Here is a 16424-nt window from a genome sequence, read left to right on the forward strand (position 1 = left end):
TATGATATTAAAACTAAAGAAAGGAACAGGCGTACAGGCCTTCCTGAATAAGGAAATATTCTATGTCGATGTTAAGTCGGTAAAGCTAGACCGTGTGCTGACCAATCTTTTTATTAAGATGTATGCTGACGGTGCTCCGGTATCAATGGCTTTCCGTAAAGAATATACCATTGACATACTAAAAGAGAACTTGGCGACCTTGGAAAATCAAGGTGTGATGCATGGCGTAAGCGACAACCCTGATGGCGTGGAAGACTGGCTCCGCAGTTCGCTATTGGAGTTGGTGAATCGCGGCAACGTGGTGAAAGAGCATGTCTCAACATTAAAGCCGCTTCATTTGCTAAGTTTTCGTGTTCAGAACAGTAAATTCTGTCGTGACTACCGTGCCTCAGATCAACTTTATCTCATGTTGCGAAGCAATCCGGAAGTAATGCATGGATTGGTACGCTACCTTAGTAAGGGTTGGGATAAGCAGACGGGAGAAATCGTATCAAGTGAAGATCTGGATGTAGATACTACAGGTATTCTTTATATCACCAAGCCTTTGCGTGAGCGTAAGACATTAAATAAAGTGGCAGAGGCTATTCCACAGCCGTTCCTCCGTGACCAGGCTACGTTGTTCAATGACGATATTCGTCGGTTGCTTCTTTACAAGGATAAGCTCCCAAGAGCCGTATTCATTGACTATCTGAGAATCCTTTGTGGTTTTCATTTGGCTTTGTATGCAATGAAACTGATTTACTTGCTTCCGAAGATGGTGGATGCAGGTTCACGTCAAGTAGAAGACGACTGGTCGATGCTCGTTGATGTGACTGACGATTTGGACAGCATTGTTTCTGCATACGCCTGTAAAGATGTAGAAAGGATGCAGAATGGCATTGGCAAATACATTCGTTCTACCTACATGGCTGACATCATTCAAGACAGAAAACCATGCTCTATTGACGAAGCGCTGAGAATACTGAAAGAAGAGAACAATAAGTCAGATGGTTTCTATGAATCCGTTTTGAATGGAATCCGGAAGGATCTTCCCAACTCGGATGAGAAAGAGTTTGATAAAGAAGACTTCAGAGAAATGCTTGAGCTGTTTCCTGAAGATGACTACTTCGATATGTTGGTTCATGTATTAGAAAAATCAAACTTGGGTAACTATCAGTATCGCTACTTACATGAGTTTCTTGATGCAGTGGCAATGAAGAACTCTTCATCTATGCTTTTGGCTGATAGTCGCTCACGCCGCCATCCACGACGTGGTGCACTCGGCTCGAAGCTCTTAGAGACATTGGTGCAGCTCCTTGTGTTAAAGGAAAAGCCTACTGGTGGTTACGAAACTCGTTCTTTATCGATTGACGAATTAATCAGTGAAATTCGTGACCGGTATGGCTTAATCATCAATGGTGTAAACGAGAAGCGTTTTGTCAATGCGGATGTGGAAATGAATGAAGCATTCCGTAAAAATGTTGAAGCTTTTAAGGATAAACTACGTCAGATTGGTTTCTATACCGATATGAGTGACGCTTGCATCCTACAGAAGATTCGCCCACGCTATAAAATGTAAACAATGGAAGAAATAAGAACTCTATATTACGACCGTTTCATACAACATGTTGTTGAAACGTATTCACCAAAGTTGAAGCAAGTTCGTCCGGGGCATTGTATGAAGATTACAGGCCTCGCGCTGAAAGAACTTCGTGTTCTGCTTCCTTTGTTGCGCCCCATCAATAAGGATTTGTCGGTGTTCATTCTCTCTGAAGAAGAAAAGGGAGAGGAATTTATCCATGCAACCAAGCTTATTGAATTGAGAAATGACCCCACAAAGGCAGTGCTCATCTTGGTACCGACCAATAGCAGAACGTCAGCAGAAGACTCTTATGGTGACGCTACGTTCCAAAATTTGTCAGCATCAGACCTACAGGATTCCTTCATTCTAAAGTTGATTGACGAGATTCCGGAGGAAAAGAAATATAGCTGGGCACAGATATTTGAACTGCTTAGAGACGAGGTTCATGCCTACAAGAATGATGTAATCTCGTACATACTTTATTTGGAACTAAACCAGTTCTCAGATGAAGCATGGGGTAATGGATTATTTGTGTTTGGCATGTGGCCTGACATGGCGCTTCTCAGGGATGAGAATGCTGTGCGCAGACGTTTCATGCTGAACAAAGAAAAGGCTTCAGTTATTATCTCTGATTTTTCTTTGACTGCAGCTGATCGCATTTCTTCTCTTCCTATTGAGAGAGGAACAATTCAACGTGCCCTTATGAGCTTTCTTACCTCTGATGATTCTGTAGAAGATGCTAATTCTTTGTTTGAATCTATTCTGCGCAATCATCCAGAGTTTAACTATGCCAATATTCCATGGCTTGAAACTGGGTCTTCAGGCCCAGTAAAGGTAATGGTTGACTTAAACACGGGTAAGGATTCGAAGAAAGAATTGGTTAGAGACGACGAAGGCAATTTTGTGTTAAACATCATTACCGAGAAGAAGTCGAAGGTATCTTTTACCATTACTATTGATCCTGCTCCAAAGGATAATCCTGCGATTGTTTCTTTTGAAATAGCACTGGTTGACATCAGCGATTTTTCAGAAGTTGGTGTTATAAAGAAAGCCAAAGTTGGCACGAATAAGCGTGCGTCACGTAAGATGTCTGTGAACATTGCAGATGGCATGTTTGATGAAGGTGATTACTTGCTGCGTGTTCGTGCGCTTGATGAGAATGGCATTGTACTTGAACAGAAGAAAGAGTTCAAAGAAGACCTCGTACAAGCAGCTTGGGAAGAGGCAAAGGAAAAGAACCCGAACCTCCAAATGGAACAATATCGTTTGGAACACCACGTGGCATATTGCAACGAATCTGCTGTATTCACCATTGTAAACGATGGTGATGTGCCCGAAGGTCAAATTGATAAACGAGCTAAGGTAAATAGCTTTACACAAGCTATTATTCTATATCGTTCGGCCCATTTGGCAAAGAATGAAGACTTGGATATTCCTACAGATGGTGTTGACCGTAATCTGTGGGTGGATGGTAACTTGAATAATACCTATCATTTTGACTTTGGTGCTGCTTACGCCTATCAGATACAGCTGTCAAAGAAGTTAATTCAGTTGGAATCTACTTTCTTGAAGAATGCCAATGTGTTTGGTCATGTCGAGGCACTGTTAGGCGGAAATCCAACAGATGCTTATTTGATGAATCCGAACGATACGGCTAATCGTGAACCGCTGTTTGTGCCTGCCTCAGATGTCAATATTCCCAATGAATTAATTGCTTTAAGAGAAGACCTCTTTGCTATCATTAGAGAATCGGCCGAGGACGAAAGTGGCTTAACAAGCACTTTGGACTTCACAACCAATTTGGGTCTGATTAAAGCCTATCTTGCTGAGTACAATACTTGGCTCAATGAGGAATTGGAGAAGGATTTAAATACAGACGATGTGGTTAAGCTGCAGAACATCGATACGGTTCTCTTATCCGTAGAAATGCCTGACGGCAGCAAGAACCAAATTAAGTTGGTAAGTCCTTTACATCCGCTGCGTTTAGCTTGGATGGTGAATCTGTACGAACTTTATCAAGATTGGGAAGATCGTACAATTGAAGTACCTAAGTATAGAAAAGCCTGGTATCGTAAACTGGATAAGCTTTTCCAAGGGCAAATACCAATGAACGTGGCACCGATAGTGCTTAGCGATGACCCTCTAAAGGAAGCATATCAGTACATTGGTGAACTTACCTTTGGTTGGGGTGCTTATGCACAACCTACGCAGTCAGAGGAGGCATTCTCTTCAGGTAGTCGTCAGTTGAAGTCATACGTTTCGATGTTGCTGAATGTAGCAAGAGAAAAGCGTATTGATAGCGATGTGAACTTGGATTTGGTGGTACGCCATCTTTTTAATTACAGCGTTTCTCACCCTTATACTGATAAGTTGGTTATCAACCTGTTTAATGCAGGTGATGCGGCTACGTTTGCAGAGGCGTTGGTTAGACTGGAGAAGATTGGTATTGGTCATGAATTGGCTTATGAAATCAGACTGTTTACCGATGAGAATATGTTGCAATCTGGTGAAGCATTCAAGGATTTGCTCGACCCTGAATCAGCAGTTGCAAACGATGCAGAGGTTTTCTCACAAGCTTCTGCTAATCGCTTGTTCCCTAAACTTCGCTTCTCCTTGAATAAGACAAGCGATTTTATCAACAAGCATGATAACTATCAGGCTCATCTTTCTTTCTTAGTGAATCCGTTTGTTGTGAACACGGAGCCTGCTCGTCCAAGCGAACTAAGCCGTTCTTTCTTCTTGAATGGCACTATCTGCAGAGATATTGTAGAAGCAAAGCCTGTGGGTAAAACCTTTGTGTGGAATAGATACTATTCTAACAAGAGCTTACCTAATCCTGTTTCAGAGTCTGCCAACCTTGAAGTTAGTTTGTTTGCTCGCTTGCAGGAAGTGATTGGTAAGATGTTGTCTTCAACCATTGAAGAGTCTGTGCCAGCCACAACGTTGCGATTGAAGGAGAATGATATGATGCTCTTGTCATTCATTCATGATAGCAGCGACTGGGTGGTTACGTTTGACAAGAATATGGGACCTGAGTTCTATGACCTTCCTTGTCTTGGCGATTCTGACGTTCCATATCTGTTGGATTATGTGCCTAACGACGAAGCTACTGGTATCTCATCTTACTTGACGACGAAACCTACTAGTGAAATCGCAGCACTGATGGTTCCTCTGTTCAAGCAGTATGGCATCAACATTGAGGACAAGAAGAATTTCAAGCAGATTCTTGAGGATGTTCGTTCAATTAGTAGTTCACTCATCATGCAGGTGAATACAACGTCGAGAAAAGGCTTTGAGGTGATTGGTACCACGTTGACGAAGCGTTTTTTGGAGAAGAAGGGCATCACAACAGAATCCTTCATGATTCCTATTGACCTTCATAAGGAACTATTTGTCGATTTGGATAGTGATAAGCAAGACCGAGCCGACAACTTGGTGGTTAAGATTGATACTAGCCGTAAGGAAATCCTTTTCAATGTGGTTGAGATTAAATGCAGAAATGCTTATTACCAAGCAGACGAACTTCATCAAAAGATTGTAAATCAAATTGAGAATACCATCTTCGCCCTGCGTTCTCACTTCGAGATTGCAGTGGATGGCAATGATAGACTTGATCGAGAGCTGAAAGTGCTTGAGTTGAAGTCTCTCTTGGAGTTCTATATTAACCGTTCACTGAGATATGGCCAGCTAAATCCGGACAAGGCTCATGAGTACAAGGTGTTCTTGAGTAAACTCTCCGAAGGCTATACTATTCGATTTAAGCGTCTTGGCGTAATCTTCGACTTTATGCAGGCTGAGCGCCAAAAGAAAGATTTCTATGGTGATACGGTGATTTATACGATGGGCAATCCTGTTATCGAGCAAATTCTTGATGAGAATAGCAACTTGAAAACACAGGTATTGGAGGCTCAGGACAATGAGTTCGTGAACTTCTTCGAACCCACTTTCGTTCCTGCCGAGCAAACAAGCCCAACTCAAGAATCGCCAGTTAAGTCTGTTACAGTGGTTGCTCCGACTGATGATTCAGACTATGAAGTTATTGTGCCTAAAAAGGTGGATAATGATCCAGCTGAATCAGTAAAATCTGAGAAGAAGGAACATAACGATTCTGTGGTATTCGATAAACCTAAAGAGGACGTTGAGCAACCTCAAACGCCTCCTGCAGTCACTCCAGAAGCTGAAGAACAGCCTTCGGAAACAGAACCGACCAAGGAAGAAAAGCCGGAGAAAGATGTTCCTGTGACAGATACTCCTGTAGAGGATATACCGTCGCAACTATCTCATGACGATGAAGTCGTTGTTCCGGAGGTTGATCCAAACTACAAAGAACCTGTAGTGGATGTTATCATTGGTAAGAATAGCGAATCGCCTCAATTCGGTGTTCTGGGCAAGATGGTATCCAATGGTCGTGTTATTGGTATGGACCTCAATGAGTGCAATACCATCAGCCTCTTTGGTGTGCAAGGCGCAGGAAAGAGCTATACGATTGGTTCTGTAACAGAAATGGTGCTCAAACAGTTCTCTAACGTGAACAAGTTGCCAGCACCCATGGCAGGTGTGATATTCCATTTCAGTGAAAGTATGGATTATGCGCCTGAGTTCACATCAATGGTATATCCTAATGATGAAGCAGGGCAGTTGGCCAAGTTGAAAGCTGAATACGGTGCTGAGCCCAATTCAGTAAAAGATGTAGTCCTTCTTGCTCCTGAAGCTCAGGTCGAATTGCGCAAAGCTCAATATCCTGATTTGGAAGTTCATTCAATTGGCTTTGATTCAGGCGAATTATCGGTTCGTGACTGGTTGTTCCTCTTAGCTGCGATGGGCAATGATTCTGCTTATATCAAAGAACTGAAACAGATTATGAAGGCTTGTCGTCACAATATGTCACTGGCCAACATACGTTCTGGCGTTGCTAATAGTGACCACCTTTCTACTTCTCAAAGAGCATTGGCCAATACCAAATTGGACTTTGCTGAAGAGTATATTACTGATGGTTGTAAGCTGCAGCAGTACCTTCGCCCGGGCAGACTTATCATCGTTGACTTGCGTGATGAGTTTATCGAAAAAGAGGAAGCATTAGGCTTATTTGTTGTCATGCTCAATATATTCTCAAGTGTGATGACTGTGGATGGTAAGGCATTCAATAAGTTTATTGTATTTGATGAAGCTCATAAGTATATGAACAACAAGGAACTAGTAGATTCTATTACTACGGCGATTCGTGAAATGCGTCATAAGGGCGTTTCAATCATGATAGCCAGTCAGGATCCAATGAGTTTGCCTACAGAAATCATCGAACTTAGTTCGATGGTAGTGATGCACCGCTTTAGTTCACCTGCATGGGTGAAGCATGTTCAAAAGGCTATAACTCCACTTCAAACGCTGACAGCTACTGAAATGGCTGCATTGGGCTCGGGTGAAGCCTACCTATGGGCTAACAAAGCGACTGATAAAGCGATTACTCAGCGTCCGATAAAGATTAGCATTCGTCCTCGTGTAACCAAACACGGTGGAGATACTATACAAGCTGTAAAATAAGAATGAACATAATAGAATATTCAAATAGAGGAAGTAGAACAGTGAACCAGGATTATGTAATCCATCGTTCACTGTCTGCAGACTCTGCAATATTTGTATTAGCTGACGGTATGGGGGGCTACTCACATGGTGAGATAGCCTCACAAACTGTGGCTGAAAGTATTGTGGAGTATGTGGAGCAGAATACTACCAATTATACTCCTGAAAATCTTTTGAGGGAATCAATAGTGTTTGCTAATGATGTCCTTATGATTAAACGGATGGAAATTGGTGGTAAAAAAATGGGAACTGTCATTGCGGTGCTTTTTATTAAAGGTACCTATGCATACATAACATGGCTTGGTGATAGTAGAGTGTATAAATTTAGCAAGAGCAAAATGGATTTCTGCACAACAGACCATTCTATTGTTCAGCAACTCTCAAACAAAATGGCCATTACTTCTTCTATCTATGCGAAGTATTCAGCGATTGTAACTCGTGCCATCATGGGTGATGAAATTAAGGAAGAGATTCCTATTGAAGTCCTATCTATTGCAGAAGGAGATACGTTTCTTTTATGTTCTGATGGATTTCATAAGCAGCTCCCTGTTGAAGAATACGCAGTTTCATGCGACAAGGTAAATCTGAAGTGTCTGGATGATATGGCTCGCGACATGGATGATAATTATTCATTCATAAAAGTAACAGTATAATGATATTAAGCAATATAGTAATTGACGACCTAAAAGATAAATCTGGTTTGCTCTTTGATCAGGCAAAGGATTTTGACATGCTAGCCAAGTTGATATTGGACGTAACGCAGCGTTCCATCGGTGTAACTACTCTCAAACGATTAATGGGTTATATCGATGACGACCATCGTACCAACTCTTATACGCTTAACACCATAGCCTTATACTTGGGTTTCTCGACATGGGATGATTATCTTTTGGCTCGTTCCGTAGATAGTATTTGGGGATTCCAAGATTCCGCCGTGTACATCCATGAATTAGAGTTGGACTCCGAGGTACTTGTAAAGTACATGGATCGAACAGTCAAATTTAAAGTCGTTGAGCATAAAGAAAAAAAGGCATTGATGGTAATTGAAGCTGTAAACAGTAGCCTTCAACCCAATGACCTCCTCTATATTCACAAGATTGAGAAAGGTAAAAGACTGGAGGCTGGAAAAGTTTTTCGAGGTGACTTGATTGGCAATTATAAAACCAGTAGTGAGCTGACAGCCGTCGAACTTATGTGATTTGGCTTATGATACATATAATCGATAAGGTTTCCCTTACGTCCAATGGTCTTGTCGCCACAGGAACTAAAGACCTCATTCACCTTCATCAGGGTGATATGGATGGAGCTTGTGCTGTTTATAGTCTGATGATGTGCTTAATAATCAACCGCTCGATAAAACGATTAGATGTTACAGATTTGGACAAAAAACATGATGGCCGTAGTTCTAAAGGTCGTTTAGTGGACACATTCTTGAATAACGCCAAAGGATTGGTCAGAGAAGGTTACGAGTTAGAAGTCTTGAATACGGAATTGTTGCACGCCTTCAAAAAGTGCGTGTCCACCGCATGGTATTCTACTGAAAATGCAAAGAAGCAAGAATTATATGCTATTATCAAATCCTCGTTAGACGAACATTCACCAATAGAACTTGGCTTTTCTTGGAAACGAAAAGGTGGTCATGCCATAACGGTGATTGGCTACGAAGAACATAAGGCATATTTGCGTCTCTTCTGCCTTGATCCGGGGTATCCTCTTCAAGAAGGTCAATACTGGAATAATGTACTGGATATTGATATTGACAATGGCGCAAAATTCAACACTTACAACCACCAGGAAAGCCGTTATGGCAGAGAGGTCTTTGTATCGATTGAAGATGTTTTGATGATACAAAAGGCTTAACTATGTAAAATTATAGATTTATAGGTTTAAAGTGATGTATATCTGATTTTTATCATAGCAATGGCACGGTATTTGTATTTAATAATGTATAATAATTCTGTCTAATACTACTGACATCTATGTCATTATGTTGAAGCCAGATAAAATGTTTTTGGGATAATGACAAAGAAAAAAATATCAGTTCAGGAGGTCTCCAACCCTCGTAAAAAATTAAAAGATGCAGCTTATGCTAGGCTTTGGGCAAAATTGGCAGGAAGGTGCGAGTTCAGAGGCTGTAATTGCGTACTATACGAGGATGAAATTACAACAGAAGATTGTATGTCTGCTCAAATTGCTCATATTGTAGCATTCTCTCCAGATGGCCCTAGAGGGGATAGACAACTGTCACATTATAAGAAATAAAAATGAACAATATAAACTTTATAGCTATCGACTTTGAAACCGCTACAGCCAAACGTTCATCTATCTGTGAAGCAGGTATATGTGTGGCAAAAGGAGGAAAGGTGGTTGAAACCAAGTCGTGGTTGGTGCGTCCCGAAGATGACAGGTATAGCTATTGGAATATACAGATACATGGCATACATCCTCAAGACACAGCCTAAGCACCTACATTTCCAAAGGTATGGGAGGAAATAACAACGTATCTCAGGGATTGTCCAGTACTAGTAGTCCACAATGCAGCCTTTGATATGAGCTGTATTCGCCATACCCTACAACTACACCATCTACCCTGTCCTGACATTGATTATTACTGTTCGCTCCGTGCTGCCCGACACATCTATGATTTCGGTTGTAATACGCTCGACTATCTTTGCGACCATTTTTCTATATCGTATGGTATACACTACCGTGCTGACGATGATGCCGAAATGTGTGCTCGGCTATTTTTGCAAGAGATAAAAGATGGCAATTTTGCAGATGTTAGCGATTTGAATTTTTGTACTGGAAAGTTATAATATACTTTGACAAATTGGCTCTTACTTTCAAAAAGTTGGATTTATATACTTTATAAACAGAAGTGAATATATTATAAGAATCTTAGGAAAGATTAAAGCAAAAAAACACCTAACAGGCTATGCTTAGTTAGGCGTTTTTATTGTTATACCTTGTAATACTCTTCCAGTAACCTCTCCAAGTCCGAAACCTTATATAGTATCTTTCCCGCAAATTGCGTATAAGGTATAATCCCCTTATCTCTATAATCTTGCAATGTTCGAGGACTGATATATAATCGTTCGCACACCTCCTTACCTGTGAGAAAATGCTCACCGCCAAACAATGGCTTGTGCGTCTCTGCCACTTCCCTTATTCTTCTGCCCACGTCATGCAGCGCAGTAATCACCACCTGCATTTCATCGGAGCCGAAATTCAAATCTCTTGCTGTTTCCATATTCTATTGCTTTTTAGTTTTATCCGTCTTCGCAAGGAGCAGCTTCTCCACGTCCTCACGTTTATAATAACACTTGTGCCCAATCTGTGAGAAGGGCAGTACGCCCGTATCTCGGTAATGCTGCAATGTGCGCTTACTGATGTTAAGCAGCTGGCACACATCACCATTGTGCAGCCAATCTGTGTGCTTACACTTCTCTCCAAATGCCTTGTGGCAGCAGTCGGCAAGACTTAATATCTCGTCTCTTAGTTTCTGCCAGTTCTGGTCTGTAATTATTAAATACCCCATACTTCTATTGTTTTGTTTGTTGTTACTGTTTTCTTGTGTTGCAGCCTTTTGCGCTCCAGCACGATGCAAAAGTATGGATAGTTTCCTTATGCTCAAAGCACTAAGGAACAGCAGGGAAAACAAAGGAAATACGATGAAATTCTTTTCCTTATTCCTTGTCGTTATCAACGCTGGTACGCCCACTTTTCTTCTTTCACAGCCAATAGCTATAAAGGTACGACCTACCATTCGACATAAGTATTCTGCCTTGTTCTAAGATTTCAGAGAACATAGAGATAAGCTCTTAATTTTTGCTTACATCTTTTTGTGGATTGCTTTTTGTTTAAATAGGTAGTTATTTTCGCCTTATCCGTTCTTTGTTATTCCTTTACTTATAGCTCACTACCCAAATGTGCAGAATACCGCATTTGAATGTGGTTTGTTACAAAGCCAATCAATTATTGGTATTTGTATCATTTCCTTTTATCCTTTGATTTCTCCATTTAATCCACTAAAAACTAAGATGTTTGATGATTTTCCACGAGGAATTTTATAGCAAGTCTATGCAACATTATGCAAGCACACCGAGAATGCTTGGCTATCAGAATTATCTTCCTTAACTTCACTTTCAGAAATCATTTTAGGACGATTATGAAGAAATGCGCAGACAATAGCAATATACGCACAGAAGATAAGCCGAAGCATAGTAGGCAAACTTCCAAAAACAAGGAGATAGAAAGTTACCTCTCCACCCATTATGACTTCAGGTTCAACACTGTACTTGGCAGATCAGAGTTTTCTCCCAAATATGCCAATGTGTATAGTAAGGTCAGCCGTTATGACATCAATACCTTTCGCAGGGAACTTGATAGCGAGGAAGGTATTATTACTTCCGCTGATAATCTCTATTCCATCATTGAAAGCAGCTTTTCTCCCCGTATCAATCCCATACAGGAGTATTTCAAGGCTTTGCCAACGGTTGATGCTTCAGAAGTGCTGTACAAGATAGAGATAAACCAATGCGACATCGCCAATCTTGCATCGTGCGTTATCGTCCGTAACTCCGAGAAGTGGCTGCCGTACCTTACCAAATGGCTTGTGGCAGTGGTTGCCAACGCTATGGACAACCGTGAATGCCGTAACCATACCTGTCTTGTACTAACAGGGGAACAAGGAAAGTTCAAGACTACCTTTCTTGATTTGCTTTGTCCGCCCGCACTTAAAGGTTACAGCTACACAGGAAAAATATATCCGCAGGAGAAGGACACACTTACTTATATCGGTCAGAACCTTATCGTAAACATTGACGACCAACTGAAAGCCCTCAACAAGCGTGATGAGAATGAACTCAAGAACCTTATTACCTGTCCTATGGTTAAATACCGTATGCATTACGACAAGTATGTGGAAGAACATCCCCACTTGGCGAGTTTCGTAGCATCAGTAAACGGCAATGACTTCTTGACCGACCCGACAGGCTGCAGACGCTTCCTGCCCTTTGAGGTACTTGCCATTGACATTGAACGAGTAAAAGCTATTTCTATGGATGCCGTCTATACCGAAGCGAAGGCCTTACTAACCGCAGGTTTTCGATATTGGTTTAACGATGAAGAAATAGCAGAACTCTACAAAGAGAGTGAGGAGTTCCAAGTACAGACCGCAGAAATGGAACTACTATTACGCTGTTTTGAAAAGCCAACAGAGGACAATCCTCATTGTGCTTATATGACCACTACTGAAATACTCGCCTACTTAGGCATCTATACCCATCAGCCTTTGACACTCAAACGTATGGGCGAAGCACTCAAAAGGGCTGGCTTTGAAAAGGTAAGCAAGAGGCGTGAAGGTTGTAGTCCTGTCTATGTGTATAAGATTAGGAAAATTCTGCCATGCCCCCCTGCTTAACAGTTGTAGTAGCCTGATGTAGTAGTATGAGTAGTATTATTATATACCACAATTCGATACTGATAATCAACCACTTATCACAAAATAGTATGTAGTAAGAAGAAAGAAGAAAAAGTTTACTGTGGAAAAACTTTAGGAAACGAAAAAGCATCAATGAAGTTTGCCCTATCAGCATAATCATAATATAATCCGATATTAAAATCAGAATAATTAAATTTTCAACCAATAATTATAATAAGAATGAAAGAAGAAGATTTATCACGCATCAAGCGATACTCTATTGTGGAGTACCTTGAAAGGAAAGGTATCAAACCAGTGCGCAGGACACCAGCCTATGCCCTCTACCGCTCACCGCTCCGTGAAGAAACGCATCCGAGCTTCAAGGTGGATACAGAGAAGAACCTTTGGATAGACTATGCCGAAGGCAGAGGCGGAAGTATTATCGACCTTTGTATGAGGTTAGAGGGCTGCACACTGTCGGAAGCCATCCGCATTTTGGGGCAGAATGCTCCCGATATAACGCACGTTCCTCGTAGAGAAAGTGTTCAAGGCACTTCCAAGCAAGAAAGTATCAGGCAAGCAGTGTCTACAAGTGGAGTAAGGAGACTGATAGAAATATCAGACACCTTACCTCCACACTTGTTAAAGTATCTTGAGGAAGACCGCTGCATCAACTTAGAAAAAACTATGCCCTTTCTGCGTTGTATCAGCCATGAGGTAAGAGGGCTGCACTATCAAGCCATCGGCTTTGCCAATCAATCGGGAGGCTATGAGCTTCGAGATAATGGAATATTCAAGGGCACAATAGCACCAAAGGATATTACTCCGATATTTGCGGACAGAGTTGAGCCTGTTTGTATATTCGAGGGGTTTATGGACTTTCTATCTTTCCTTTCAATGAAAGAAGAAGTTATCCACCACTGTCTTGTGATGAACTCCGTAAGCAATGTGGCAAGGAGTATTCGCTATCTCCATGATGCAAATGTTTTCTCCATCCGTGCCTTCCTTGATAATGACGAGGCAGGACACAGGACTACGGAGGATTTCGCAAAGGCTGGTTTCAAGGTAGAGGATATGTCCGTGCATTACAGGAGCTTCAAAGACCTCAACGAGTACCATGTCCACAGGGTGCGTAAACAGCAGAAAGGGCAATCACTGAAGATGCCACAAACACAAACCAATTCCATAAAGGTCAAACAAGTTAAACATAAAATGAAATAGAGATATGAAAAAGAATACAAATACAGCAGACAAAGATTTTTCATGGCTTTTGGGTGTAGAAGATGACAAGTCCACTTCAAAAGCGGAAACTATTGTCCAAGAAAAAGAACAAGTATCAAGCGTACAGAAACAGAAATATGACAGTCCGCAAAGCGTATCAGAAGTGATAGCAGAGATTTCTGAACCATCACAGCACACAGAGAATACAGCCGTTCAAAGACGCATCAGTGCCAAGATGAGAAAGGAAACGCTCGAAGCATACAAGCAAGCTTATCTTGTTCCAACCAAATTGGTGAGTAGGAAAGCTGTCTATCTGAGCAGGGAGACACAAGAACGTGCCGACTTCATCGTGCGAAGATTGGGCGACAGAGGCAGCAATCTTTCGAGCTTCGTGGAGAACATCGTGCGCAGCCATTTGGATGAGTATGGGGAAGACATCGAGAAATGGAGAAAGTTATAAGAACGAAAAAACAGTCGAGAGTTTTCCACAAAAAGGTCATCCCTTTTCCTTGAAACCCTCGCCCCTTCCCCAAAAGAAATAACACCATATTATTAGTCCAATGCCTGAACGGTGGGAATACTACGAACGCTGTTAAACACGGAATGTCGTGCATCCACTTTCGGTAGGAGCAACGCTTTTAGGTGTTATCGACATTTTAACTGATATTGCAAGACGTCAGTTTGTACCCACAAACTGCTCTTGCTCCCCTCGTCGGACCGTCGGGGAGATTAGACCGTAATCACTCCGTTCTCATCGGTCAGTGTTCGGGAATTAAGCAACAACGAATCATCTGCAATGATTAACTTTCAAGGAAACTTATATGAATAGATATAATAAAAAGATTGCCCGATGGCAGCAACAGAATAAGGAAGAGCAGAAGATGAACAAGACAGAGTTCATCAAGGTAAGATGCACCTTAGAAGAAAAGCAGCGTATTAAGTCAAAGGCAGAAAGTGCGGGACGTAAGTTCTCAGATTACTGCCGTGAGATACTCCTAAATGGAGAGGTGGCAGCCGTTCCCAAGATGACCGAAAATGAAAGGGAAGCCATTGCCATACTTCAGCATACAGGAAGGTTCTACGGGCAGATTTCTAACCTCATCAAAGTAAAAGATGAGAGATGGGTACATATTACACAGAACCTTTCGCTATGTGCCAAAGAGGCATTTAAGCGATTTTACGACCCTCATTTTCATGTGGACGATGAGGTATATAAGGTATTAAATCTAACAAGAAATGATAGGAAAATGTAAGGCAATAGCGCATGGCAGCACGGCTTTAGACTATATTTTCAGAGAGGGTAAACTTGGCAGTCGGCTTGCCTTCCACAACCTTTGCAGTAGGGAGCCAAAGACTATCTACGAGGAAATGAAAGTGGTCAGCGACTATAACAGCCGTTGCAGGAACAAGTTTCTCCGTATCGAAATAGGCATCGCACCGCAGGACGAGAAAAGACTGCCTGTATCCGAGCTTATGGGAATAGCCCATCTGTTTGCCAAGCGAATGGGACTTGACAACCACCAATGGGTGGCGGTAACGCACAAGGACACCGACAACAGACACATTCATATCATTGCCAACCGCATCAGTCTGTGTGGAGAAGTATATGACACCACTTTTGTGAGCAACAGGGCAGCGAGGGTGGCGGAGGACATCAGCAGGGAGAAAGGCTTGACTATCGCAAAGGAGGTCAAGGCGGAAAGGAAATACCAAAAGTCAAAAGCCAATCCCACAAGGGAGGAAGCAAAGAAAGAACTGCAAAGAATATGCTATACCCTGCTTGATAAATACAAATGTACAGGCATCACGGGACATTCCATGTTCCTCTACAAATTAAACAAGAACGGCATTACCATAGAGCGCGTGAAGAACAAGCAGGGAAAGGTCTATGGCTTGAAGTTCTCATACGGAGGACAATCTTTCAAGGCGTCGGAAATTGGCAGGGAATTCGGCTACCGTTCCCTGAAGAAGAACTTTGAACCAACTAACAAAGAAGCATTAAAAAGACCACACCAAACGATACAGGAACCGATAGAAAAGAACGAACAGCCTGATACAGGTTATCAACTTGTACCCAAAAGCCGTTCCTCTATCTCACGAGACAATGACATCCCACAAATGCAAAGTCCCATTGACGCAGTGGCTGATACTGCCATGAGCGTAGTCGATGAAGTGTTGGAAGGCTTAGGTGGGATGATTACACCAACCGCACAGGGCGATGATTATGCCGAAGCAGCATGGCAGCGCAAGCTCAGATACCAAGCGAACAGTAAGAAACGAGGGAGAAAACTATAAGCCACACGAGTTTACAAAAAACGCAAAACAAAGAATTTCTTAGCATAAACGCTTGTTATTCGGTAACAAAGTATTATCTTTGCAGACAGAATAACAAGCGTTCTTTGTTAGGCAGAAAACAGCAAAGCCAAGTAGCTCGCTCGTTTCCAAATCGTTACCTATTCAGTTTTACCAACAAGGTAACTTCTTTATTTTCAATAAGTTGTATTTTAGATATTATCTTAACTTGCAAGGGAGGCTCTTTTAGATAGAAAGAAGCACTTGGGGGAACACATCCCCTCCTTTCGGAGGGGCTTGGGGAGGCTTTTTAGTAGAATTAAGGAAACGCCCTTCTTCAATCGAGAAAGG

At 41.8% G+C, this 16424-nt stretch carries 13 protein-coding genes and 2 pseudogenes; 13 read left to right on the forward strand and 2 right to left on the reverse strand.

The genetic code is table 11. The features are described 5' to 3' along the window. Position 1: 1 nt before the first annotated feature. From mads7 to F0475_RS05385, 7 genes and pseudogenes are all read left to right on the forward strand, one after another. On the forward strand, positions 2-1558 hold the full coding sequence (gene mads7, locus F0475_RS05355) for a methylation-associated defense system protein MAD7 (RefSeq protein ID WP_036921368.1): 1557 nt from the start codon (positions 2-4) through the stop codon (positions 1556-1558). 3 nt (positions 1559-1561) lie between these two features. Beyond that, positions 1562-7099 (forward strand): methylation-associated defense system ATP-binding protein MAD8, encoded by a 5538-nt coding sequence (gene mads8 / locus F0475_RS05360; RefSeq protein WP_155715807.1) that lies wholly within the window; start codon positions 1562-1564, stop codon positions 7097-7099. A gap of 2 nt (positions 7100-7101) precedes the next feature. Then, on the forward strand, positions 7102-7791 hold the full coding sequence (locus F0475_RS05365; protein ID WP_155715808.1) for a PP2C family protein-serine/threonine phosphatase: 690 nt from the start codon (positions 7102-7104) through the stop codon (positions 7789-7791). Next, positions 7791-8336 (forward strand): hypothetical protein, encoded by a 546-nt coding sequence (locus F0475_RS05370; protein WP_036921374.1) that lies wholly within the window; start codon positions 7791-7793, stop codon positions 8334-8336. The genes F0475_RS05365 and F0475_RS05370 overlap by 1 nt, the downstream gene beginning before the upstream one ends. A gap of 8 nt (positions 8337-8344) precedes the next feature. Beyond that, positions 8345-8998 (forward strand): hypothetical protein, encoded by a 654-nt coding sequence (locus tag F0475_RS05375; RefSeq protein WP_155715809.1) that lies wholly within the window; start codon positions 8345-8347, stop codon positions 8996-8998. A gap of 159 nt (positions 8999-9157) precedes the next feature. After that, positions 9158-9400 carry a hypothetical protein gene (locus F0475_RS05380; RefSeq protein WP_155715810.1) on the forward strand — a complete coding sequence of 81 codons (243 nt, stop codon included), beginning with the start codon at positions 9158-9160 and terminating at the stop codon, positions 9398-9400. 2 nt (positions 9401-9402) lie between these two features. After that, a pseudogene (locus tag F0475_RS05385) lies at positions 9403-9954 on the forward strand (exonuclease domain-containing protein). A gap of 143 nt (positions 9955-10097) precedes the next feature. Here the strand turns inward: F0475_RS05385 and F0475_RS05390 are convergent. Beyond that, complete coding sequence (locus F0475_RS05390; protein WP_155715811.1) at positions 10098-10388, reverse strand: helix-turn-helix domain-containing protein; 291 nt, start codon at positions 10386-10388, stop codon at positions 10098-10100. A 3-nt stretch (positions 10389-10391) separates the two neighbouring features. Next, on the reverse strand, positions 10392-10676 hold the full coding sequence (locus F0475_RS05395; RefSeq protein ID WP_155715812.1) for a helix-turn-helix domain-containing protein: 285 nt from the start codon (positions 10674-10676) through the stop codon (positions 10392-10394). A gap of 73 nt (positions 10677-10749) precedes the next feature. On the opposite strand from F0475_RS05395, the gene F0475_RS05400 reads away from it, so the two are divergent. The 6 genes and pseudogenes from F0475_RS05400 to F0475_RS05425 all read left to right on the forward strand — a co-directional run bounded on the left by F0475_RS05400 (position 10750) and on the right by F0475_RS05425 (position 16076). Continuing rightward, complete coding sequence (locus tag F0475_RS05400) at positions 10750-10932, forward strand: hypothetical protein (RefSeq protein ID WP_155715813.1); 183 nt, start codon at positions 10750-10752, stop codon at positions 10930-10932. A 374-nt stretch (positions 10933-11306) separates the two neighbouring features. Next, positions 11307-12582: pseudogene (locus F0475_RS05405) on the forward strand (VapE domain-containing protein). 218 nt (positions 12583-12800) lie between these two features. After that, on the forward strand, positions 12801-13781 hold the full coding sequence (locus F0475_RS05410; RefSeq protein ID WP_155715815.1) for a toprim domain-containing protein: 981 nt from the start codon (positions 12801-12803) through the stop codon (positions 13779-13781). Positions 13782-13785: 4 nt separating this feature from the next. Then, complete coding sequence (locus F0475_RS05415) at positions 13786-14241, forward strand: DUF3408 domain-containing protein (RefSeq protein ID WP_155715816.1); 456 nt, start codon at positions 13786-13788, stop codon at positions 14239-14241. Positions 14242-14602: 361 nt separating this feature from the next. Beyond that, positions 14603-15034: a plasmid mobilization protein gene (locus F0475_RS05420; protein WP_155715817.1), complete on the forward strand. Its 432-nt coding sequence runs from the start codon at positions 14603-14605 to the stop codon at positions 15032-15034. Continuing rightward, complete coding sequence (locus F0475_RS05425; RefSeq protein WP_155715818.1) at positions 15018-16076, forward strand: relaxase/mobilization nuclease domain-containing protein; 1059 nt, start codon at positions 15018-15020, stop codon at positions 16074-16076. The genes F0475_RS05420 and F0475_RS05425 overlap by 17 nt, the downstream gene beginning before the upstream one ends. Positions 16077-16424: the final 348 nt, after the last annotated feature.

The organism is Prevotella vespertina (assembly GCF_009728485.1).
In the GTDB taxonomy this organism is placed as follows: Bacteria; Bacteroidota; Bacteroidia; order Bacteroidales; family Bacteroidaceae; genus Prevotella; species Prevotella vespertina.